This is a genomic window from Facklamia sp. P13055, from assembly GCF_050409445.1.
GTDB lineage: Bacteria > Bacillota > Bacilli > Lactobacillales > Aerococcaceae > Facklamia.
Genome location: NZ_JBNUPL010000006.1, coordinates 1 through 24,846, shown reverse-complemented (window position 1 = coordinate 24,846; position 24,846 = coordinate 1). Strand labels below are relative to the sequence as shown.

Annotated in this window: 17 protein-coding genes; 4 read left to right on the top strand and 13 right to left on the bottom strand. The window is 37.5% G+C overall.

Annotated elements, in window-relative coordinates:
- Positions 1 to 176 precede the first annotated feature (176 nt).
- Both rlmD and ACQV2O_RS03590 read right to left on the bottom strand, forming a co-directional pair.
- On the bottom strand, positions 177 to 1,547 hold the full coding sequence (rlmD, locus tag ACQV2O_RS03595; RefSeq protein WP_428875017.1) for a 23S rRNA (uracil(1939)-C(5))-methyltransferase RlmD: 1,371 nt from the start codon (positions 1,545 to 1,547) through the stop codon (positions 177 to 179).
- A 76-nt stretch (positions 1,548 to 1,623) separates the two neighbouring features.
- Entirely contained in the window at positions 1,624 to 2,421 is a 798-nt protein-coding gene (locus ACQV2O_RS03590) for a hypothetical protein (protein ID WP_428873461.1), read from the bottom strand.
- Positions 2,422 to 2,608: 187 nt separating this feature from the next.
- On the opposite strand from ACQV2O_RS03590, the gene ACQV2O_RS03585 reads away from it, so the two are divergent.
- Positions 2,609 to 3,622, top strand: a complete 1,014-nt coding sequence (locus ACQV2O_RS03585; protein ID WP_428875015.1) for a glycosyltransferase — start codon at positions 2,609 to 2,611, stop codon at positions 3,620 to 3,622.
- 19 nt (positions 3,623 to 3,641) lie between these two features.
- Here ACQV2O_RS03585 and ACQV2O_RS03580 read toward each other — a convergent pair whose 3' ends face one another.
- The 4 genes from ACQV2O_RS03580 to ACQV2O_RS03565 form a co-directional block, all read right to left on the bottom strand.
- Positions 3,642 to 3,998, bottom strand: a complete 357-nt coding sequence (locus ACQV2O_RS03580) for a hypothetical protein (RefSeq protein WP_428873458.1) — start codon at positions 3,996 to 3,998, stop codon at positions 3,642 to 3,644.
- A gap of 12 nt (positions 3,999 to 4,010) precedes the next feature.
- Positions 4,011 to 4,859 (bottom strand): HAD-IIB family hydrolase, encoded by an 849-nt coding sequence (locus ACQV2O_RS03575; protein WP_428875014.1) that lies wholly within the window; start codon positions 4,857 to 4,859, stop codon positions 4,011 to 4,013.
- Between the two features lie 119 nt (positions 4,860 to 4,978).
- Positions 4,979 to 6,493: a helicase HerA-like domain-containing protein gene (locus ACQV2O_RS03570; protein ID WP_428873456.1), complete on the bottom strand. Its 1,515-nt coding sequence runs from the start codon at positions 6,491 to 6,493 to the stop codon at positions 4,979 to 4,981.
- A gap of 136 nt (positions 6,494 to 6,629) precedes the next feature.
- Positions 6,630 to 9,389 (bottom strand): SpaA isopeptide-forming pilin-related protein, encoded by a 2,760-nt coding sequence (locus ACQV2O_RS03565; RefSeq protein WP_428875013.1) that lies wholly within the window; start codon positions 9,387 to 9,389, stop codon positions 6,630 to 6,632.
- A 415-nt stretch (positions 9,390 to 9,804) separates the two neighbouring features.
- Here ACQV2O_RS03565 and ACQV2O_RS03560 point away from each other — a divergent pair, with 415 nt between their 5' ends.
- The gene (locus ACQV2O_RS03560; protein WP_428875012.1) at positions 9,805 to 12,510 is read left to right on the top strand and encodes a cation-translocating P-type ATPase; all 2,706 of its coding nucleotides are present in this window, start codon (positions 9,805 to 9,807) and stop codon (positions 12,508 to 12,510) included.
- 615 nt (positions 12,511 to 13,125) lie between these two features.
- Here the strand turns inward: ACQV2O_RS03560 and ACQV2O_RS03555 are convergent.
- From ACQV2O_RS03555 to ACQV2O_RS03545, 3 genes are all read right to left on the bottom strand, one after another.
- Positions 13,126 to 14,382: a glutamate-5-semialdehyde dehydrogenase gene (locus ACQV2O_RS03555; RefSeq protein WP_428875011.1), complete on the bottom strand. Its 1,257-nt coding sequence runs from the start codon at positions 14,380 to 14,382 to the stop codon at positions 13,126 to 13,128.
- 1 nt (position 14,383) lies between these two features.
- Positions 14,384 to 15,193, bottom strand: coding sequence for a glutamate 5-kinase (gene proB, locus ACQV2O_RS03550; RefSeq protein WP_428874477.1), 810 nt, complete (start codon positions 15,191 to 15,193; stop codon positions 14,384 to 14,386).
- 105 nt (positions 15,194 to 15,298) lie between these two features.
- On the bottom strand, positions 15,299 to 16,327 hold the full coding sequence (locus ACQV2O_RS03545) for a DUF308 domain-containing protein (protein ID WP_428875010.1): 1,029 nt from the start codon (positions 16,325 to 16,327) through the stop codon (positions 15,299 to 15,301).
- 468 nt (positions 16,328 to 16,795) lie between these two features.
- Between ACQV2O_RS03545 and gdhA the strand changes: the two genes are divergently transcribed.
- Positions 16,796 to 18,142, top strand: a complete 1,347-nt coding sequence (gene gdhA / locus ACQV2O_RS03540; protein WP_428875009.1) for an NADP-specific glutamate dehydrogenase — start codon at positions 16,796 to 16,798, stop codon at positions 18,140 to 18,142.
- A gap of 64 nt (positions 18,143 to 18,206) precedes the next feature.
- On the opposite strand, the gene ACQV2O_RS03535 is transcribed toward gdhA, so the two are convergent.
- From ACQV2O_RS03535 to ACQV2O_RS03520, 4 genes are all read right to left on the bottom strand, one after another.
- Entirely contained in the window at positions 18,207 to 19,601 is a 1,395-nt protein-coding gene (locus ACQV2O_RS03535) for an MATE family efflux transporter (protein WP_428875008.1), read from the bottom strand.
- Positions 19,602 to 19,676: 75 nt separating this feature from the next.
- Positions 19,677 to 20,846, bottom strand: a complete 1,170-nt coding sequence (locus ACQV2O_RS03530) for an NAD(P)-dependent malic enzyme (RefSeq protein ID WP_428874473.1) — start codon at positions 20,844 to 20,846, stop codon at positions 19,677 to 19,679.
- 17 nt (positions 20,847 to 20,863) lie between these two features.
- Positions 20,864 to 22,228, bottom strand: coding sequence for a class II fumarate hydratase (gene fumC, locus ACQV2O_RS03525; RefSeq protein ID WP_428874472.1), 1,365 nt, complete (start codon positions 22,226 to 22,228; stop codon positions 20,864 to 20,866).
- 92 nt (positions 22,229 to 22,320) lie between these two features.
- Positions 22,321 to 23,259 carry a LysR family transcriptional regulator gene (locus ACQV2O_RS03520; protein WP_428874471.1) on the bottom strand — a complete coding sequence of 313 codons (939 nt, stop codon included), beginning with the start codon at positions 23,257 to 23,259 and terminating at the stop codon, positions 22,321 to 22,323.
- 115 nt (positions 23,260 to 23,374) lie between these two features.
- On the opposite strand from ACQV2O_RS03520, the gene ACQV2O_RS03515 reads away from it, so the two are divergent.
- Positions 23,375 to 24,790 (top strand): aspartate ammonia-lyase, encoded by a 1,416-nt coding sequence (locus ACQV2O_RS03515; protein WP_428875007.1) that lies wholly within the window; start codon positions 23,375 to 23,377, stop codon positions 24,788 to 24,790.
- Positions 24,791 to 24,846 lie beyond the last annotated feature (56 nt).

Genomic DNA, 24,846 nt, shown 5'->3' with positions numbered 1-24,846 from the left:
AGCTTAATTATAGAAGTAAGACGAAAGGATTATAATCGAAGATCGTTTTAAAAAACTTTAATTTGATTGTATTATTTATTATTTAATACAATTTATACTCTTCATATAAAAAAGAGCTATTCCAATTCCTTATTGAAGAAAATTGGAACAGCTCTTAATTTCATTGGTTTAAAATCTTATTTATTGAGTTTTGTTAATAAAGCTACCGTCTCCACATGATTAGTGAATGGGAAAAGATCAACCGGTTGAATACTTTTGACTTGATAGCCCGCTTGAGCAAGTAGTTGACAATCACGCGCTTGGGTAGCTGGATTACAAGAAACATAGACAATCTTAGCTGGATCTTGTTCCACTAAGCTTTCAATAAACTGAGGATCCAATCCCTTGCGCGGTGGATCCACTGTCACCACATCAAAACGAATGGCTTCTTGATTCCATCTTGCTAGCCAATCTTCTGCTAAACCCGCTTCAAAATGCACATTATCTATCTGATTGATTTCGGCATTTTTCTCAGCCATTTCGACGGCTTCAACCACTACTTCCATGGCATAGACCGCTTGAGCATGTTTGGCAAGCGCTAAGGATAAGGTGCCTATGCCACAATAAGCGTCCAATACAGTCTCACTGCCATCTAGTTCTGCTGCTGCAATAGCCAGCTGATATAAACGCTCAGCTTGAGGAGTATTAATTTGATAGAAAGATTGTGGTGATATTCGGAAAGTCATCTCTAACATCTGATCTTCAAAATACTCTTTTCCCCATAAACAATAAGTCTCTTTTCCCATAATAACATTTGTTTTGGCGGGATTAATATTTTGAATAATTGATACCAGCTGAGGAATTTTTTTAATCATCTCTTGCATTAATTCTTCAAGTTGAGGAATTACTTTAGCTTTAGAAACTAAAATGACCATTAATTGACCACTATAATGGCCTTTTCTTACAATTAAATGACGCATGCAGCCTTTGTGAGCTTGCTCATCATAAGCCGGAATGTGGTACTTTCTTAAAAGGTCCCGAACCATTAGAATGGCTTGATCAATAGCGGGATCTTGAATATGATAGTCTTCAACTGGAATGAGGTCGTGACTATTTTTTCGAAAGAATCCCGTTTCTAACTTACTTTTAACCATCCGTACTGGAATTTGAGCCTTATTACGGTATCCCCATGGATCATCCATACCCATAGTCGGTTGAATGGTCAATTCTTTAAAATGCCCAATACGTTCAAAAGCATCTCTCACAACCTTTTCTTTAAATGCTAACTGTGCCTCGTAAGACAAATGTTGTAAGGTCATCGTTCCCGTTTGACGCCCGATATCATCGGTTATGGCTACTCGGTCAGGACTTTTATTTACTACTTTTTCTAACTTTCCAAAGCCATATTTTTTTCCGATTTTTATGACTTTAAATTCAATGTCTTCTTGCGGTAAGGCTCCTTCAATAAAGAATGGAAAGCCCTCAATTTTAGCGACACCCAACCCTTCATGAGTTAAATCTTCTACTCTTGCTTGTAAGAGTTGGTTTTTTTCAAAATTATTTGCCATGTATTGCTCCTCTGTTATTTACCTTAGGTTTTGGTTAAAAAGTTTGGGTCTTGAAGTGAAAGGACTAAATAGAGGATTAACTCTCTTTTAACTTAGCAATTTCTAACTCCAATTGTTTTATTTTTTGCTTAAATTGACTTCGTCTCTGCATCAGACTTTGTCGCATTTTCTCGCCTAATTCATCATTTAGAACGTAATCGCGAATGAGATAGGGAAAATCAGATCGTCTTAAGGCCAATTGATTCCTCTTTTCATATAAAGAGACTAACAAGGCATTCCTCACATCGACTAGTTGGCTTAATTTTAATGGAGACGCTTGAGCATAATCTTCATTTAAATGATCTAAAATCAATTGAAGAATCTCTTTATTATCTCTTTTATAGGCAGTCAAGGCTTTTTGATAAAGTACCTCTTGGTGTTTTGTTTGTAAAGGATATAGAAGAGGGTGGACATTAGAAACTATTTGACGGTACATTCCCCGCATCAAGCGCGCCTCTTCTTCTGTTAAAGTATCTTCGTAGATAGAGTGTTCTGCTGATTGTATCTTTTCTTCCGTTTCAATAATTAACTGCTGATAAACAGATAAATCTTTTTCTAACTGTTGCAGTTTTAGCTTTTGATTCTTTTCCTTATAAAGACGTATTATTCTATACTTTCTTTCTAAGAAGACAGCTTGAAAATGAGCTTTTAATAAATTGAGCCATTCTTTACCAAAATTTAAATAAAAGTGCTTTTCTAAATAAAAACAATCCTTATAAATTAATTCATCATACTCAAATACAGCTTGCGATAAATCCACTTGCAACCTCTCAATTTCTTTTTCAAGTAACGAGCGTCCAGGCAGTAAGAAAATTTGACCAAAATGTCCTGTCATTAAAAAGCCCCCTCTCAAAGTCGCTTTGCTCATCTATTGGATTATACATCAAATCATTGGTAAAGACTAAATTGCTTTAACAAGACTTAGTAAAACTTGTTAAAATAGGGCCTGTTCGATAAAATAAGTATTACATTCATTAAAAATAAGTTTTTTAAGATTTTTAAAAGAGAAAGTAGGTAAGTAGATGCGCGTTTTACTTTATTCAGGCAATCTCGAGCAAATCAAACGCTCAGGCTTAGGCAAAGCCATTCATCATCAGCAAAAAGCATTGGAATATATGGGAATCGATTATACCATGAATCCCAAGGACTCTTTTGACCTATTACATATTAATACCTACTTCCCTAAATCCTATCTTTTAGCAGCCAAATGTCGCCGCAAGAATATTCCAGTCATTTATCATGCCCACTCGACTAAAGAGGACTTTGAGAACTCCTTCCGTTTCTCAAATTTTCTAGCACCTAGTTTTAAACAATGGCTGCTAACTTGTTACCGTTTGGGTGATATTCTCATCACCCCTACTCCATATTCTAAGAGCCTGCTTGAAAATTACGGTCTCGATCAACCGATTTATTCTGTTTCTAACGGGATAGACCTATCTAGATTTCAACCTCTAGACACTGAGAAACTTAAGAAAGTTTTCCGTCAAAAGTACGACTATCAGCCTGATGATTTTGTTGTAATGGGGATTGGACTATACTTAAAACGCAAAGGGATTCTTGACTTTGTTGAATTAGCCAAACGGATGCCTCACATTCAATTTATTTGGTTTGGCTATCTTGACTTGCGCTATGTACCGGATGAAATAAAAAAGGCTGTCTCTACGAAATTACCTAACTTAAAATTTGCTGGTTATGTACCTAATGAAGATATACGGGCCGGTTTGTTAGCGAGCAATCTTTATATTTTCCCGACTTTTGAAGAAACTGAAGGTATTCCTGCAATTGAAGCTTGCGCCATGAAAACAGATTTTATTGTGCGTGATATCCCTGTATTTGATGGTTGGCTGGAAGACGGTGTGAATGTTCATAAAGCTATAGATCTTAAAGCCTTTCAAGAAAAAATTCAACTAGCCTATGAAGGCAAACTCCCTTCATTAGTAGAAAAAGCCTATGAAATTGCCATCGAACGCGACCTTCCTCAAATTGGTCGACAGCTATTTTCAATTTATCAAGAAGCTCTGAAAATGAAGGTATAATAATAAATCCCACCGTTGATTAAACCATTGGTGGGGAATTTTTGTCTATATTTTCAAATTTGATTAAAAACTTATCCAGTTGATCTTTATCTCTTGCCTTTTGCGCTTGAGAAATATTAGAAGGATTAAGATAGAAACGAAAAACTTCTTGATCCTCAGCATTTTTAATTTGAATAGCCTCGCCTTCATCAGGATTATCCTTTATACGAGAAACCTGAGGATATTTTGCTCGCCAATATTCAATGGCTTCTTCGGCTACTGCTTGTCTTAAAACTTTATACATTTCTGCTTGATGAGCCGGAATTAAGAAAGCGTCAATTTGAGCCATCTCGTCCATTCTGTTCTTGATGTTTTTCTTTTGCGTTCTCTTTACCATTTAATCAACCTACTATTCTTTAATTGTACGGTATTTTTCTAAAAAGTCTAATTCAAATGATTGTATATAATCTTCTAGCACACAAATAACTGATTGGTCATTATTATTTCCGATTTTATAGCGACATTGCATAGCCAAGTCTTTATCGGCATTATCCATTGCTATACTGTAGTGGACTTGAGCCATCATGCTTTCATCATTCAAAGAATCACCAAAGGCCATCGATTCCTCAGCTTTAATATTGTATTTGTTTTGTAAATAAAGTAAGGCGCTGCCTTTACCACCCTCTTTATTATATACATCTACCCATCCATCTCCTGAAGTAACTGCAGTAACTTCTTGATAACGCTCGTTGATTATACGAGCTAAGACTTTATTGCGGTCAAGTGTATCTTGTGTCGCAATCGCAATTTTTGTTACAACAGAATCTTCAGGCAGTTCAGAAAATTGAGGAATGTAGTTTACATCTTTAGCGTAGCGTGAAATGAAATCAAATAATGGACCCTTAGTGTCTCTAAAATAAGCCGCATCGCCTAATCCTAAAACGGGAGAATAGGCTTGAAATTCATCTAAAAAGTCGATAATTTGGGTAAAACCTTCATATGGAATGCCAATCTTCTTTAAGGTCTGATCATTCTTGACAATGTAATTACCATTATCACAAGCAAAATATAAGTCCGGCCAGACAGACTCTTCAAAGTAATCTGCAATTTTCTGATAAGAATTACCAGTAGCAATTGCCACGATCACTCCTGCTTCTCTTAACCGTTTCAGAACGCGGTTAAAGCGATCCCGATCATAAGTCTTGTCAGTCCTGAGGAGTGTTTCATCAAGGTCAATAGTGATGAGTTTTAATGTCATAGAAATTAATGCTCCTTTTTAATTATTGCTAGAATAAAGTGTTAAACATTTATCATATTGCATCCCTACTGATTATAACATTTTTTTAAGAATCATCATCCTTTATTAATCGCTAAAGTCTACTTTTTGAACATACCAGATATCGAACGTGTGATAACTCGGCCTATCTCGCGACCAACCTGACTCATCATATTTTTAGTAAAGCGGTCAAAATTTGAATCCGTCCGTCTTGAAGCTGTTTTGCCTGACTTCTTAAGCTGTTTAGCTAATTCTGCTTCCAGCTCTTTAATGCGTTGGTTGGTTGAGAGGTCCTCTGCTTTGCCATCAATCGATTCAATCATTTCTTCTTGTGTTTCTTGCATAGCTTGATTTAATTGTTCGTGAGCAGACTCACGATTAATTGTTTCACTATATTTATCTAAGAGTTGTGAGTGGTTAATCGTCTTCAAAATAGTTTGAGGGTCAACAAGGCCCAACTTACTCATCGGAGGATAAATCATAACTCGTTCAGCAACATTTGGTGTGCCTTTTGAATCTAGAGTAGAAACAACAGCCTCTCCGGTGGCTAACGCTTGGAGCACTTTTTCCAAATCAACAGCTGAAGATTCTGCTTGTCGGAAAGTTTGGCTCACTGCTTTGACCACTTTAAGTTCCTTTGGTGTAAATGCTCTTAAGCCATGTTGAATTCGATTGCCTAATTGTGAAGACACACTGTCTGGAAGGTCCATAGGGTTTTGAGTGACAAAAAAGATGCCTACCCCCTTGGAGCGAATTAAGCGAACCATCAATTCTATCTTTTCAACCAGCACCTTCGGAGTTCCATCAAACAAAACATGGGCTTCATCAAAAAAGAAAACCATTTTAGGTTTAGCTAAATCGCCCACTTCCGGAAGACTGTCAAAGAGCTCTCCTAGGAGTGCTAACAAGACCATGGCATAAAGTGTGGGAGTTTGATAGAGCTTGCTGGCATTCAAAATGTTTATAATGCCTTTTCCTGATTCATCTACCCTTAATAAATCTTCAATCTCTAGACTAGGCTCAGCAAAAAAAGCATCAGCTCCTTGCTGTTCTAAAACTACAATACTGCGCAAAATAACACCAATGGATGCTTTGGAAATATTCCCATAACTACCGCTTAATTCTTTGGCATGTTCGCCTACGAAATTTAGCATTGCTCTTAAATCTGTTAAGTCAATCAATAAAAGCCCTTTTTCGTCTGCTACCGAAAAAACCACATTCAAAATACTAGTTTGTGTCTCATTTAAACCTAATAGGTTGGCTAATAAAATGGGTCCCATTTCTGAAACAGTAACTCTCAGTGGCAGCCCTGATTGCCCATGGGCATCCCACAGTTCGATAGGAAAAGCTTGATTATCATAATTTTCATAGTGAGTGGCTTGTAATCTTTCAATAAATGCTTGAGAACTACCCATCTCAGCCAAAGATATCAAATCGCCTTTAATATCTGATAAAAACACAGGTATGCCAGCTAAACTTAGCTGTTCAGCTATAACTTTTAAGGTAACCGTTTTACCCGTTCCGGTCGCTCCCGCTATAAGACCATGTCGATTTAACTTGTCTAAGCTTAATCCAACCGCTTGTGAGCCGTATCCAAACATAAGTTGTGTATCCATGTTAAGCCTCCTCTACTATTCACACTCTCAATTTTAGCATACTCTTATTTACTCATCACCCAATTATCTAACATTTATTAGATTTGTTAGACACAAAAAACAACCCCTAAAAATATTAGGGATTGTTTTCAAAAATCTATTTGTCTTTAAATTGATTTCTTTTTCTTAGAGCAATCAGTAGCGCTCCCCCAACTACTAAAATGCCTGCGACTAAGTAAATCACTTTTGAAGTTGTTTCACCAGCTGTTGGTAAATTGCCTTTTTCAGCTTCTTTACGATCGGTTGACTTTTTAACAACAACTGCTTTCCCATCCTCTTGAGTTTGAGTGGTTGTTGATTGATCAGTTTTGGCGTCTTTGTATACTAAGGCTACAATACCAAGGCCTTTGCTTTCAACAGTGGCTGTTTCTCGGTTAAGGCGTACTTTTAATCCTTCAACTTGTTGGCCCATAACTTTCATGGCTAAAAGTTGACTATTAATTGGACGGGTAGGAAGTTTGATTATTGTTGGATTTTCCAATTTTATTTCACTACCGTTTTGATTAAAAGCTTTGATTTCATAAGCTACAAAATCTTTACCTTTCAATTCAGAAGGGAGATTAGCGGCATTTAAATCAACTTTTTGAATAAGAACCTTCTCCACATTTTTAGCGTCTGCCTTGGTTAAGAGGACTTGTCCTCCATTTTCTAAGTCCTTAAAGACCATTTCAGGAACGGTCGCTTCTTCGGTAACAGTCGTTTCCTCAACAGTTGTGGTAGTTGACTCTTGTGTAGTTGATGCTAGTGTCGTAGTTGTTGGCTCTATTGATGTAATCACTTCTTCAGTTGTGGTTGTCGGCTCTGGCGTAGTTGAAGGCTCATCAGTCGTAACATTTTCTTCCAACTGATAAGCTAGTTCAACTTTTTGGTTTGCAACCACTTCAATCGTTTCTGGAGAGAATTGATCTGCACGGTAAACTTCAGGAATAGAAACAAACTGGACTTCATAACTACCTACAGGCACTTCTTCAATTAAAGCTATTCCATTCTTGTTAGTTTCAACAGTCAACTCGCCAATTTGCATTTGCACATTTGCAACAGCTTGACCTTGACTATTGCTGACAGCTATTGAAACTTGACCCACCTCAGCTTCTTTTTGAATAGTCACAGCTTGTAACTCTGGCGCTTCATTTTCTACAGCTACATCTATTAGATTGCCTTGGGCTACATATCCTTCAGGGGTTTGACTGACTTGGTATTGGTAGTTACCTAGAGCAAGATCACTAGCTGAGGCTAGACCTTGACTATCAGTCGTTATTTCCTGTTCTTGGCCATCTTCAGTATTGATTAAGCGTATGCTCACACCTTCTACCGCTTCAGCCTTTTGATCTTGAACTTTAATCGTCAAAACCGCTTTGGGATCCTGTGTCGTCGTAGTTGGCTCTTCTGTAGTAGGTTCAGCAGTTGTAGTCGGTTCCATTGTTGTAGTCGGCTCTTCTATTTCAAATGTTAAATCAGTAGGCTGATTAACTGAAACTTCAACCCTTTGAACATTGGACTCTAAATCAGCATTTCCTGAAGTCGTCACCAAGGTAACATCGTAATCACCCACTGGCAATGAATCAATAAAGATAGAGCCATTGTCATCAGTCGTATAAACTTGGTCTAACACTTGAACTTCAGCTTGGGGAATTGCTTGACCTTGAGTATCGGTAACTAAGATATTCAGTTGACCAACTTGGTCTAACTTGGTAATACCAATTACTTGACGATTTTCTTCATTAGCAGAAACTTGTGTTTCTAATAATGTTCCTTGAGCTGAATGTGTTTCCGGTGTTTCGATTACTTGATATTGGTAATTGCCAGTGGGAATATCAGAAGCTTGAGCGACACCTAATTGGTCGGATACTAATTCTTGTTTAAATTGAGGATCATCCCGTTTGGTCAATTCAATCTTAACTCCTTCAACCGGTGCTTCCTCTTGATCATATACTTCGATTTGTAAATCAGCTTTAGCTTCTACAGTTGTTTGAGAAGTTGTTGAATCTTCGATAACACCTGACAATATCAAAGGAAAGTCGTAAGTTTGACCTGAGTAAATCTCAACATTTTCTTCAATTTCATATCCTGACATTGCTTCTGGTAATCGACCAAAATTCATTACATAGTTACCAGTAGGAACTTCTTGAAATTGAGCGATCCCTTGTTCATCGGTTAAAACTTCCTGCCCATTGATCACTATTCCTACATTCGGAACGACATTACCCACACTGTCCTTAAGAATTACATTAACGTTTCCTAATTCGTCAGCAACTTCTGTTTGACTGTTTTCTTCACTATTATCAGCTTCTTGACTACTGTCTGCAGTTGGTGATTCAATCTTTGGTACTTGAGGGTTTTGAACTTGATCACCGACTAAATAAATGTTAAAAATCGGAGGTGTTTCTAAATAATTGCCGTCAATTGTAAAGGCATAATCATATACTATCGTTTGATCGGCCAACTCAACAATTTCTCCTGAATCCTCAGCAATTTCATCAGCCTTCTCTTGTTTTTCTTGAACGATTTGAACTTGATAAGGTCGAACTGATTGTCCTCCCCTTTGAAACTTCCCGTCATCATATAAACGGAAGATATATTCACCAGCAGTCAATTCAATTGGTTGCTGTTCAGTATTGTCACTACGATAAGAATAAACAACCTCTTGACTTGCTATATCAATAATATCATAGGAAATCTCTTTTTGAGCTTGGGGGACATTCTCATCTACTTGTAAAAAAATATTAAAAGTAGGCTCTACAAAATTTTCTTGTGCTTGCGTTTCAACTTGAGCTAAAACTTCTTGGGTTTGAAATATTGGTACTGCCAATAGGTTGCTCACTAGAACAAATGATAAAATATTTTTTCTCTTAAACATCTTGATAACCTCCTTAAATACTATGTTTCGTCTACAATTATACTTTACCATAAATCAAGAGCCAACGACCTTAGAATGCTTAATTATCAAAATTTATAAAGGTTTTTACTAAATTTCATCAATCTTTCTTCAAATTTGACAACTACTCCTGATTTAAAACTTTGACTATCTTTACAAAAAAATTTGCATAAAAATGTGCTATTGATTATAATTTAGCTAGATGTTCATAAGGGAGTAACTTAAGATAGATGATATCTTGGCTGTATCAACAACGTTAAGTAGTTTTACTACTGGTACAGTCTGAAATAGTGAGACTTATGCCATTGAGCGCAGCTTTGTGTTGCCCAAGTGGCATGAGTCTTTTTTCTATTCGAAGTCAATCTTATAAACACGTTAAATTAAAGGGGGAAAGTGGATGTCTAGCAAAGATTTTGTTGCTTATACTAAATCAAATCAAGAGATTATAAGCGAATTAGATACCGATATTAAGAGCGGATTAAGTCAAACAGAAGTAAAAAAGCGTTTGGAGCAATACGGTGAAAACACCTTGAAAGAAGAAGAAACAAGGTCTCTTCTACAAAAATTTGTAGACCAATTTAAAGATTTTATGATCATTGTTCTGTTAGTTGCTTCTGTCATATCTGCATTTGTTGGATATATGGAGGGAGAAGGACCAACTGATTCAATTATTATTCTGATTGTTGTCCTATTAAATGCAGTGCTTGGAGTTTTCCAAGAGGCTAAGGCCGAAGATGCCATTAACGCCTTGCGTGATATGTCTTCACCTGAAGCCAACGTATTACGCGATGGAGAATATATGAAAATCAAATCAACTGAACTTGTTCCTGGTGATGTAGTTAGTTTAGAAGCTGGTGACATCGTTCCTGCGGACATACGCTTAGTTGAAACCAATTCCTTAAAAGTCGAAGAAGCGGCACTAACTGGCGAATCTGTTCCAGTTGAAAAACATGCCGAAGCGGTTATTGAAAAAGAAGCTGGGATTGGTGATCGATCCAATATGGCTTTCTCTTCAACCAATATTACCTATGGGCGCGCTTTAGGAATCGTCACTCACACAGGGATGGATACAGAAGTTGGACATATTGCAGCCATGTTGTCTTCGACGGAAAAGCAGCTCACTCCACTTCAAAAAGACCAAGAAAAATTGGGTAAAACACTTACCTATTTAATTATCGCAATCGCTATCATAACTTTTATTGTTGGTGTCTTTCTTAAAGGATTCTCGCCAATTCAAATGTTATTAGTTTCTATTTCATTGGCAGTTGCCGCTATTCCAGAAGGCTTACCTGCTATTTCAACCATTATTCTATCTTTAGGCACGCGAACCATGGCTGCCAGAAATGCCTTGGTAAGAACTCTTCCTGCTGTTGAAACTTTAGGATCAACTATGGTTATTTGTTCAGACAAAACCGGTACTTTAACACTGAATCAAATGACTGTTGAAAAGGTTTATTATGATGGTCAATTGCATTATGCTCAAGATCCACTTGATAATAATGGTAAATTTATTTGCTCTTTCGCTTTCCCTAATGACTCTAAAGTCGATGCTCAAGGAAATGTCAACGGTGACCCTACTGAAACAGCCCTCATTCAATACGCCTTAGACCATGGGATGGATCTCAAAGGACAATTAAGACAATTCCCTCGAGTAGAGGAAATTCCTTTTGATTCAGGCCGTAAATTAATGTCAACCATTCATGAGACCGATGATGGCCGTTATCTAGTCTTTGTTAAAGGAGCTCCTGATCAATTAATTAAGCGCTCAAGCTCTATTCAAAAAGCCCAAGAAGTTACTGCAATGACTGCGGCTGATCGAGAAGAAATTATAGAAGTCAATGCTAAATTAGGTCGGCAAGCATTAAGAGTTTTAGCAGGTGCCTATAAAATAATTGATGAGATTCCCGCTGAAGTTACAACGGAAACCTTAGAAAAGGACCTAGTTTTCACTGGTTTAGTCGGTATGATTGACCCAGAAAGAACAGAAGCCAAAGCTTCTATTGAAAAAGCGCGTATGGCTGGTATTCGTACTGTCATGATCACAGGAGACCACGCAATGACTGCTCAGGCCATTGCTGAACGTTTAACTATCTTAGACCCAAATGACAGCGAAAATGAACGTCACGTAATGACCGGAGCCCAATTAGATGAAATTACAGACGATCAGTTAGCTAAAGAAGTTGGAAATTACTCAGTTTATGCTAGGGTTTCACCAGAGCATAAAGTGCGTATTATCCGTGCTTGGCAAGCCAATGATGCCGTTGTCTCAATGACCGGTGATGGAGTTAATGATGCGCCATCTCTTAAACAAGCCGATATTGGTGTCGGTATGGGTATCACTGGTACAGAAGTCTCTAAGGGTGCTTCAGACATGGTCTTAGCTGATGATAATTTCCAAACCATAGTTGTAGCAGTCGAAGAAGGACGAAAAGTATTTGCTAATATCCAAAAAGCTGTTCAGTTCTTACTTTCTGCTAACCTTGGAGAGGTGATCACTTTATTTACAGCCACTTTATTCGGTTGGGTGATTTTAGAACCAATTCATATCCTGTGGATTAACTTAGTAACGGATGTCTTCCCTGCTATCGCATTAGGTATGGAGAAAGCAGAGTCTGATGTAATGTCACACCGTCCACGTACTAAAAAAGATTCTTTCTTATCCTTTGGGGTGGCACCCTCTATCCTTTATCAAGGGATTCTAGAAGCTTTAATTACGCTATTCGTATATTGGTATGCTGCTGAAGGCCCAATGCAAACATCCTTAATAGGAGAGGAACGACACGTTCTTGCTGAGACTATGGCCTTCATTACACTTGGTTTAATCCAACTATTCCATTCATATAACGTCAAATCCGTTTTCGCTTCCCTATTCAGCCGTAATCCTTTTGACAACAAGTGGCTAAACTTAGCCTTCTTAGTATCCGGAGCAATGCTTTTAGGTGTTGTATTAATTCCTGGTATCAGTCAATTCTTTGATGTTCATGCTTTAACAGCTGGACAATGGGGAATTGTTGTCGCAGCCGCCCTCTCAATTGTGGTGGTGGTAGAAATTGTTAAATTTATTATGCGTTTAAGTGGGTTCGCTGACAAATATAATCAATAAGCCTATCAAAAAAGCTGGGACAAAAGGACCTCTCAGCCACCTCAATATTTACAGCGAGCCTAGATTGGAAAGTAACTTTCCAATCTAGGCTCGCTGCTTTGGGTATTTACGTAGATTATTGGCCATAAATATCCGCTCGACATCGGTCTTAGAAAAGCTATTACGACCGTTAAATATCGCTTGATAAGTGGTGTGTTTTTCTTAACGAGGAATAAAATCCTGGCAATTTTTCGGTGATACTTTTGAGACGACGGCGTTCTTTTTGCGTTCATCCGCTCCGGCAACAGTTTGCGATTCAATCGCTCAGTTAAGCGTTTCAATTTCTTCACTTAAGAGCTGCTGAATCTCAGATTGAATCTGTTTGACTACCTCATGAATCCGCCTAAACACTATGATTTTCAGGGAATAAACAATCCATTTCCAGTAGCAAGCAAGTTTGATTCATAGTATACTGTTGCTAGATAGAAAGCCCCTCCTAAATGGCTTTGTGATTACTACGATTACAGCAGGAAACGCTTTCTTTGTTTATATTGTTAAAGAAAAAGTCCGATTAACGATTATATCGTTGACCGGACTTTCTTTAATTATTCAAGGCTTTTGTCCCAGCCCCTTGTTTTATTCTCTAACTTGACCAGAACCTTCAATGAGGTATTTGTAAGTAGTCAGAGCCTCTAATCCCATAGGCCCTCTGGCATGAAGTTTTTGAGTTGAGATACCAATTTCTCCTCCGAATCCGAAGACTTCACCATCCGTAAAACGCGTCGAAGCATTTACATAAACAGCTGCCGAATCGACATCATTCATAAAATCTTGCGCCACTGAATAGTCTTGCGTAATAATAGCTTCGGAGTGTCCAGTTGAAAAACGGCTGATATGGTCAATCGCTTGGTCATAATTTTTTACAATTTTTATTGCCACTACTAAATCTAAGAACTCTGTCTCATAATCTTCCTCACTAACCTGTACGGAATATGGCAATAAGTCACGTGTTTGCTCATCTCCTAAGATTTGAACATTGGCATCAAACAAGGCATTTCCTATTTGTGGTAAGTAAGCCTTAGCGAAAGCCTCATCAACAATGATTGTCTCAACAGCATTACATACAGAAGGACGTTGTGTTTTAGCATTGACAACAATCGTCTGAGCCATTTTAAAGTCTGCTTTTTCATGTATATAAATATGGACATTGCCTACTCCCGTTTCTATAACAGGAACAGTGGCATTTTTCACCACATTTTGAATTAAACCTGCTCCTCCTCTTGGTATTAAGCAGTCAACATAATGATTCATTTGCATGAGTTGAGTAACTAACTGTCGATCAGGGTCTGTCATTAACTGAACACAGTACCTAGATAAGCCAGCCATTTCAAGGCCTGCTTGAATGGCTTCAACAATTGCTCGGTTGGTGGCGATGGCTTCTTTACCTCCTCGTAAAATAACAGCATTTCCTGCTTTTAGACATAAACCAGAAGCATTCGCTGTCACATCGGGACGTGATTCATAAATAATGCCAATTACACCTAGTGGGACAGGTCTTTGACTAATGCGCAAGCCCAATTCATTCACCCATTGCTTGCGTGTGTTAGCTAATGGATCTGCTAACTGAGCTATTTTTCGAATACCTGCTACCATTGATGCAAAACGCTTTTCATCTAGGGTTAATCGCTCGATCATGGCAGCTACCATGCCATCCGCACGCGCGTTCTCCACATCTTGAATATTTTGCTCTAAAATACTTTCTTGCTTTTCTTCTAAAGATTGAGCCATAGCTAATAAAGCTTGGTTTCTCGCTTGACTGCTTAACTTACGTAATTTTTCAAAGCTTTCTTTTGCTCTTTTTCCAATGGTTAATAATTCGATCGATGTTGCCATTTTATTTATCCCCTTTCCGATGGAAAAAAGTTCCAATACTTTTACCTTTTAGAATATCAAAAATTATCGAAGGATCGGCTCCTGAGGTAATGACTAAGGATGAATCGGTAGTAAAGATGACCTCGGCTGCATTCAATTTAGTAGCCATACCTCCAGTTGAAAATTCTGAGCCTTTTCCCATTGCCATTTGCTGAATTTCTTGTGTGATTTCAGTCACTTGATCAATTAACTGAGCATGAGGGTTTTGTTGTGGGTTTGAGTCATATAAACCATCAACATCTGAAAGAATAATTAAAAGATCAGCATCTGTAATTTTAGCTACAATAGCAGATAAGGTGTCATTATCACCAAACTTGGTTTGATGATTTAACTCCTCAACTGCTACCGCATCGTTTTCATTAATAACGGGGACAATTTTTCGTCTTAATAAGGTATCCATGGCTACTTGAACATTTTGTAGCGATTGAGGATAATCAACTACATCTCGTGTTAAAAGAATTTGGCCGACATTCACGCCATAATATTTAAAGAAGCGAGAATAGTGTCCCATTAATAACGTCTGACCGACAGCTGAAGCTGCTTGTTGGTCTGCAATGGTAGTTGGATAATTGGCTTCATTTAAGTCCATACTCCCTACACCAATAGCTCCCGAGGAAACAATGACAACTTCTTTACCTTCTTGGATCAAACTAGCACAGACATAAGCTAAGCGATCTAATTTAGTGAAATTAATCCCTTCATCGGACAATATTGTGTTTGTTCCTAACTTAATAATAATTCGTTTTGCATTTTTTAAATCACTACGTTTCATTCTCTACCCTCTTTTACAATTCAATAGCCTTATTATAGGAAAGTTTCATGTCTGGGTAAAGTATCCATACTATTCTCTTTGAAAAGTGAAAATCCCTTTACAATTTTAATTTCCCTTTTTAGCCGCTGATAATTCTAGCTTTGATAAATAATTTCCTAAAGCTCGATTGTAAACTCTTCGCTCTAAAATAATTGATTTTTCTTTCTGGTATTCTCTTTCCAAGAAATCATAATAAGTCCCTGGCGTTTGGATTCCAACCAAAGGGGAAAGAGCCAACCCTATTTCCTTAATAATATCATCAGAAAATAAAACACAATTTGTCCAAAAAACAAAATATGTTTGAAATTGCCCTTCTTTGAATTTATAAAATTTTGTATATTTAGTTTGACGCATCAATTTTCCTACAAAAGAATTTAGGACTGTCTTGGATTGAGGATGCCAATTAATTGTTTTTTCTTTAATGCCATTCAACTTTTCCTCTAACTGCTGGGCTTGTTGTTTAGAAAGCGCGATATCATATTCTACAATCGTCAGACGATTTTTTAATGAAAAGGATAGATATTCTGAACGATCAATTAAGGCCAAGACACCTTCTCCACTTGTATCCAACAAATTTCTAGTGTCATCATCTTGATTGCCATAAAAATAAACAGTATCTTTATATGCAATGTTCATATGACCCACCCTATCAAATGTTGATTTTCCAACAGGTATTTGGATAGTAATTAAATTGTCTTCTTGCTTTGGCAAGTCATTTTCATTAGCCAAAAGTGACGCTCTATAATCGGATTCAATATCTTGGGTCGTGTCTATCAGTATTTCATCTACTTTTCTAATTAACTTCTGAGGAAACAAAGCTGAAAAGAGCACTGGCAAGGGTAGGCGTAGACTTCTTCGCCAAATATGCTGCTTTTCAAGATCAAGTAGGTTAAAGCCCCCATCATATAGATAGCTGATTCCAAGAAAAATAAGGTAGATACCCAAACGAAGCAAAGCAGGATAACCCTGATTCATTATTAAAATACTATCAATAGCAAATATAAAATTCGCAATTGCAAAAGCTAAACGTTGATAACGCTCAAAGGCCTTATCTTTAAACATTAGGTAATAAGAAAAGAAATTTAAGAGAGCCAATAATAACTGATAAATTCCTACGCAACGCACCATCCATAAATAAAAATTGGGCGAATTAGTCAAGAGTCCGCATGCAAAAATAATCTGCCCTAGACTTATTATTGGTGGTGAAAACCTCACTTTTGATGAGTTATTAAATATATGACCCAATAGATACGCCAGAAAATCTACCCCTCCAATTATTAAGATGATTATAGCTAGACCATTTAAAAGTATATTTGCAATTTTTAGCTTAAACAGCAAGAGAGCTATGCCCAGCGCTGATAAAATTAGACCCTCTAAAATATATGAATAATTTTTCTTATTTATTATTCTCATCCCTTTTTTCTCTTTTCAATTACTTTTATATTTTAGCATAGACGCTAAATAAATTTACTTACCTTATATTGATCTCAAACATGATGGTTGCTCTTAAACTTTTGTTCTATATGTTATACTTATTTCAAAATATAAGTTAGGAGCTCAATTATGTTTAAAAACCCCTATGTGAAATATGTTTATGATGATCTTCAAGCAAAATTCAGTGAACAAGCCGAGTATCTGCAGGCAGTTAAAGCGTTTTTATCCGCCATCGAGCCCCTAGTTGAACAAGATGAAAGTCTAGAAAAAGAAGCGATACTTGAGCGTATGGTTACACCGGAAAGAATCATTAAATTCCGAGTCCCTTGGCAAGATGACCAAGGTCAAGTCCATGTAAACTGGGGGTATCGTATCCAGCATTCTTCTTTACTTGGCCCCTACAAAGGAGGCTTACGTTTTGATACACAAGTTAATGAGAGTGTAATGAAATTTTTGGCTTTCGAACAGACTTTGAAAAATGCCCTGACTGGTCTACCTATGGGAGGTGGTAAAGGAGGAAGTGATTTTTCAACACGTGGTAAATCTGATCAAGAGATTATGCGCTTTTGTCAATCCTATATGACTGAACTAGCTAAACATATTAATGAAAAAATAGATGTTCCTGCCGGTGATATCGGCGTTGGAAAGCGTGAAATTGGTTATATGTATGGCCAATATAAACGCCTTAAGGGGGTTGAGCTAGGAAGCTTGACTGGAAAACCTATCTTGGCTAATGGATCACTTGGTCGAGAAGAAGCCACTGGGTACGGTCTCATCTATTTCCTTCAAGCCATGTTAAATGAAGAGAAGGAACAAATATCACAGAAACGCTTTATGATCTCAGGGCTTGGAAATGTTGGTTTAAATGCTATCAAAAAGGTTATGCAATTAGGTGGAATGGTATTAGCTGTATCCAACAGTCAAGGATCGCTTTATGATCCAAGAGGCATCAATATTAATCACTTAGAAGATATTCTTGCGCACCATAAGAAAGACCTATCTATTTACACTCAAGAGTTCCCTCATGCTTCTTATTCACAAGACTCAATCTGGTCGCGTCAAATTGCAGCAGATATTGCCCTACCTTGTGCCACACAAAATGAAATAAATGCTCATCAAGCCAGAAACTTAATCGCTAATGGTGTGCGTTTTTTAGCTGAAGGTGCCAATATGCCATGCATGTCGGAAGCTATTGAGGTGTTCAACCAGAGTAAAGATTTTATTTGGGCTCCAGCTAAAGCAGCTAATGCGGGAGGAGTGGTTGTTTCTGGTTTAGAAATGTCACAAAACGCAATGCGTCTCCAGTGGTCTTTTGAAGATGTCGATCACAAACTACAAGCAATTATGTCTGATATCTTTGCTAACTGTAAAGAAACTTGTTTAAAGTTTGATTTGGGTAAGAATTATGCAACTGCAGCAGATATAGCCTCTTATCAAAAAATTGTTCAACTCATTCAGATGCATGGCCTGATATAATTAAAAATTAAAAGTGTAGGTGAAAATTTCACCTACACTTTTAATTTTTGCTTAAGTTTTTAGACTAACCTATCTGCCTTTGTACCAAGGTCTTCCAATCTTTTTTACGATAGATATAGAAGCCCCATACTACAATCAACATATTAGAAACCAGCATAGAAATCCAAATACCTGTCGATCCTAAGTCTGTAAAGTAACGCAGGTACATGACAATTGGTACACGGATAAACCATAAACGTCCCAAGGTCATTAACATAGAATATTTGGTTTGACCACAGCCTTGGAAAAAACCATTGAGGGCAGCAAATAAACCCATAAAGAAAATAATGAAAGCTGTATAAGCTAGGTACTCTTTGGCTTGCATCCAGAGGTCGCTATCTGCTGATTCTTTAATGAAGATACTTAAAATCGGTTGTTGGAAAAGAATCATCAAAGCAGAAGAGATTACCGACATAAACAAAATGAAAATAATAGCTCGTTTAAAAATTTGATTGGCGCGAGTATAGAGTTTGGCTCCCATATTTTGACCAACGATTGAAGTAAGTGCCATCCCTACTCCCATTTGCGGTTGCATCACAATATCTGAAATACGATTAACCATAGAAAAAGCTGCCAGTGTATTTGTTCCGTATGAGGTAATCAAAGCGTTCATAACCGTAAATCCTAATGAAGACCCCCCATAACCTAAGAAAGATGGTAAAGCCAATTTCATAATATGTTGACTGGTTGGCCAATCAAAGCGAATCCCCTTCAATTGAGGTTGAATTCTAGATTGTTGGCTAACTACATAAATAGCTAGCACAATTAATACAATCTTAGATACAACAGTAGCCCAAGCAGCACCTGCTATTCCCCAACCTAAACCAGGAATATTAAGTATTGGGACTTTGTCATAAATAAATATAGGATCTAATATAATATTGATTGTCATCGAAATAGCAGAAATAGCCGTCATAATTTTGGTGTTCCCTTGAGCATTTAAGATGGCCTGGTAGGTGAAGTAAGCAAAATCAAAGGCAAGACCAATAAAACTTATTTTAAAATAAATAATTGATTTGTCTAAAAAACTTCCGCTTCCGCCCATAACTGACAGCATCCAAGGAGTTGCTAGATAACCTAAGAAAGCAAGAACAATACCCAGACTTAATGTCAACAGCAAGGTATTATCTACATATACTTGAACTCGTTCATACTGTTTAGACCCTAAAAAGTTTGATAAAAGAGCTGTGGCTGCTACTCCTATTCCCATGCCTAATGAAATAAAAAAAAAGTTTAAAGGCCACGAAAAAGCAGAGGCTGCAAAATCCTCAGCGGAAAGTTGAGCCAAAAATAAACCGTCTGCCACAGTATAAAAGGTACGTACCAAATTATTAATCATTAAGGGGGCCGAAATTGTTAAGATAACTTTCCACATAGGGCCATGCGTTAGAAAATCCCTGTTATTAATCTTTTGCTTCAATCTTAAACACTCCTATAAGTAAAAGAGTCAATCAGCAGGGTGCTAACCGACTCCTTTGATTTATTAAACGAACCCCTAAATTCTAGCGACACCTTCTTCAACTGCACAATCTGCTACAGCCTTAGCTACAGCATCTGCCACTCCATCCGCTAGGGGTGAGACAATGATATTGTCCGGGCGTAAGTCTTCTTCAGCTACCATTTCTGCAATTGCGATAGCTGCTCTTTCCTTCATTTTATCAGTAATTTCTTTTGCACGCACTGATAAAGCTCCTTTAAATATTCCTGGAAAAGCTAAAACATTATTAATTTGATTTGGGTAATCTGATCTGCCCGTTCCAACTACTTTAGCACCTGCTGCGATTGCATCTTCAGGCATAATTTCAGGAACCGGATTTGCCATAGCAAAAATTAATGGTTCATTCATAGATTTTACCATTTCTTTACTCACAACATCTGGGGCAGAAACGCCAATTAAGACATCTGCTCCTTTCAATGCATCCGCTAGTTCACCTTGCATTTTACTAGAATTTGTCAATTTTGCAATAGCTGCTTTTGCTGGATCTAAATCTGGATTCCCATCACAAATAATCCCTTTACGATCTACCATAATGATTTCGCCAAAATTCATTTGAATTAATAATTTGGCAATGGCAATTCCTGCCGCTCCTGCACCGTTAATAACCATTTTCAATTTACCCATAGGTTTTTTGGTTAGTTTAATAGCATTAATCAAAGCTGCTGCTGTTACAATAGCTGTACCGTGTTGATCGTCGTGGAAAACAGGAATGTCAGTGCGTTCTTTTAGCTTAGCTTCAATCTCAAAACAAGTGGGTGCTGAGATATCTTCAAGATTAATCCCGCCAAAACTTTTAGAAATCATAGCGATTGTATCAACGATTTCATCAACGTTTTTGCTATCCACACATATTGGGAAAGCGTCCACATCGGCAAAGCGTTTGAATAGGGCACATTTGCCTTCCATGACTGGCATGCCAGCTGCTGGACCAATATCTCCCAAACCTAAAACCGCTGTCCCATTTGTTACAACTGCTACTAGATTGTTACGACGCGTTAATTTAAAAGATTCTTCATAATCTTTAGCTATCACACGACAAGGTTCAGCTACTCCTGGAGAGTAAGCTAAAGATAAATCTTCAGCTGTGTCGATATTCACACGACTATTTACTTCAATTTTACCAGCTACATCATAATGTAATTTTAAAGATTTTTCAAAAATATCCATTTTAACTTCCTTTCTAATTAGACCATTGTAGACGGATCAACTAAACGATCAAACTCTTCTGCTTCTAGATAGCCTAGAGCTAAGCAGGCTTCTTTAAGTGTAGTATCTTCTTTGAAAGCTTTTTTAGCAATCTCAGCCGCTTTCTCATAACCGATATGTGTATTTAACTTAGTCACAAGCATAAGCGATTGATCAACTAGTTCTTTCATACGACCTTCATTCACTTCAATTCCTACTAAACACTTATGATCAAATGAAGCAATCGCATCAGATAACAATTGAACGGATTGAATAAAGTTATAAATCATCACTGGCATATAGACATTCAATTCAAAGTTCCCTTGTGAATTAGCCAAGCTCATTAAACTATCATTAGCCATCACTTGAGCTGCCACCATTGTTAATGCTTCACATTGAGTGGGATTCACTTTTCCAGGCATGATAGAAGAGCCCGGTTCATTGGTTGGTAAAGTAATCTCCCCAATACCACTGCGTGGTCCGGAAGCTAGCCAACGGACGTCATTAGCGATTTTCATCATATCGCTTGCCAAGGCTGCTAGTGCCCCATGTGTAAAGACTAATTCGTCTTTGCTCGCTAGAGAATGAAATTTATTTGATGAAGTAACTATTGGTAAATCCGTTATTTCAGCTAAGACTTGTGCTACTTTTTCAGCATAACCTTCTGGTGTGTTGAGGCCTGTTCCGACTGCTGTTCCCCCTAATGCCACTTCATAAAGAGGTTGTAAACTTAAGTCAATCATCCTTTTGGATTGTTTAATCGATGACAACCACCCGCTGACTTCTTGTCCAAAGGTAACGGGTGTAGCATCCTGTAAGTGGGTTCTTCCATTTTTAACAACATGGCGGTACTTTTCTTCCATCATGCTTAAAGTATCCATGATATGATCTAGTACTGGAAACAATTGCGAATGGATTTTTACTAATGCGGCCAAATGCATGGCTGTTGGAAAAACATCATTCGAAGACTGAGACTTATTGACATGATCATTTGGATGAAGTAATTGTTTACCTACAAGCTCGTTTCCACGATTGGCAACTACTTCATTGACATTCATATTAGATTGAGTGCCTGAGCCTGTTTGCCAAACAATTAATGGGAAATGTTCATCTAAATCGCCTGCTAAAATTTCGTTACAAACCTGCTGAATCAGTTCTGAGCGTTCTTGATCGAGTACGCCTAAAGCCTGGTTGGCAGTTGCGGCCGCTTTTTTAACTAAAGCAATGGCGCAAATAACATCCCGAGGCATTTTTTCACTACCAATCTCAAAATTTTGATAAGATCGCTGCGTCACTGCCCCCCAATACCTATCTGCTGGAACCTGAATTTCTCCAAGCGAATCATGCTCAATTCTAACTTTCACAAGCCTTCCTCCTTTTAAAATATATAACATTTAGCTTATATCACCAATTATACACTCTAAGTTCTAAAATGAAACCCTTTACAAAAAATATTTTACTTTTCCCTCAAAATATCTAAAAAAGCAGTGACGGCTTTTGATTGATAGCGGTCTCTCTTCCAATAGAAATTAACCGGTCGTTTAGCATTTTCACTCTCTAAACGATAGTATTTAACTTGGTCAGTATGACTAATATGTTGGATCAAGGCTTCTCCAATGAAGGAAACGGCGATACCTGATGAAGAAATATTATACGCCGTTAATTGCTGCTCTACTTCAAAAGCGATATTAGGAATAAAGTGAGCTTCTTGACAAATTGTTCTTGCTCTAGCTCCAGTATCATTGGTTACTTTCAAAAAAGCAAAGGGTGCATCCTTAAATTCCTTCAAATATTTTAGCGGGAGACTGAGAGAATCTGAAGCATGCGCTTTAATTACTTCTAGACTTAGCTGATAATCCTGTAATAAGTCATTCACTTCAAACTTTTCGGGAACCGCTAAGAGTAAAGATTCCGTTACAAACTGATAATGATCATAGTAACGACTATCTAAAAAAGTGTTATCAAGTAGTAAATCAATTTCTCCTTCGTGCAATAAAGCGATTAGTTTACTTGATGTTTCTTCAAATAAATCAATTTGAATTTCAGGATAAATCTCATTAAACTTAGCCATTAACTTGGGTAAAATCATTGAAGCAAAGAGGCTTGTTCCCCCAATAGCAATGCGTCCATACTGTAAATTATCGACCTTCGAAATATATTGCTGAAAATCTTCTTCTATTCGTTGGATTTCCTTGGCATTACGAATATACTCCACCCCAAATTCGGTTAATTTGATCGGTATAGTGGATCGATCAAAGATATCATGACCCAAACGTTTCTCAATCCGCTTAACATTTGCACTTAGTGAGGGTTGAGAGACAAATAGACGTTCTGATGCTTTTGAAAAGGATTGCTCTTCAAAAACGGTCATAACATATTCTTTTCCATGAAACATTACCGCACCCCTTTATAAAATTTATGTTATATCCAGTATAACTCAATCCATGTTGAAGTTAAAGCCCTTTCATTATATAATGAACAAGAAATACTAATACTTTAGGAGGCATTCCATGAAAAACCCTGAAAACAAGGAATTTAGAGAAGAATATGATTCGATTGGTTCTCATCAAGTGCCGGAAACTGCCTATTATGGTGTTCAGTCTATCCGAGCAAAAGAAAATTTCCCTATTACTGGACAATTACTAGATCCTATTTTTATCCAAAGCCTGGCTTATATTAAGAAAGCTTCCGCCATGACAAATGGTAAGCTGGGACTTATCAGTGAAGAAATTATGCAAGCAATCATTAAAGCTTGTGAGGAAGTTCTTACAGGCGAATTAGACCAAGAATTTATTGTAGACCCTATCCAAGGTGGCGCAGGGACTTCTATGAATATGAATATTAACGAAGTTGTTGCGAATCGCGCCAATGAAATCCTAGGCAAAGAAAAAGGTAAATATAATCCTGTTCACCCTAATGACCATGTGAATTATGGCCAATCTACCAATGATGTTATCCCAACTGCAGGTAAATTGACGATTTATCAACTATCTCAAGGCCTTCTTAAAGAAATAGAGCGTTTAGAAAAAACACTTACTAAAAAGTCCTCAGAATTTAACGATGTCATCAAAATGGGCCGTACTCAAATGCAAGATGCCATCCCAATTCGTTTAGGACAAGAATTTAAAGCCTATGCCAGCGCAGTGCGTCGCTCTCATCAAAGACTTACTCAAGTAATTGAAGAGATGTTAGTAGTAAACATGGGAGCAACTGCTATTGGGACTGGTTTGAATGCGGATGTGGAATATGTCGAACAAATTGTTCCTACTCTAGCTGAAATTACCGACCTTTCATTACAACAAAGCGAAGACTTAGTAGATGGCACACAGCACATTGATTCGTTTTCAGCTGTTTCAGGTGTTCTAAGAACATTCGCTCTTAGTCTTTCAAAAATTGCTAACGACTTACGTTTGATGTCTTCAGGACCAAAAACAGGTTTTAACGAAATTAACCTACCTAAAAAGCAAAACGGCTCTTCTATTATGCCAGGTAAGGTAAACCCTGTTATTCCTGAAGTAGTGAGTCAAATTGCTTATCGAGTTGTTGGTAATGACACTACAATCGCCATGTCAGTCGAGGCTGGACAATTGGAATTGAATGCCTTTGAACCTGTCATTTTCTATTCACTCTTTGAGTCAATTAAAATTCTTCAAAATGGCATTGCGACCTTTATTGATAATTGTATTGCCGACATCACTGCTAATCCTGAACGTTGTCAAGAACTTGTTGATCAAAGTGTCGGAACGATTACTGCCCTAGTACCTCATATTGGCTATCAGAAGGCTGCCGAAATTGCCAAACGGGCACTCAATAACAATGAACGTGTTAGAGATATCATCTTATCTGAAGAGATACTAGATGAAGAAGAATTAGAAAGTATTTTAGCTCCAGAAAAAATGACAAGTCCTGGAATTAGTCATAAATAATGGCTCTTTGTCAAATAGGGTTGATGAGTAGGTGAGGTAACCGACTGGTTACTTCA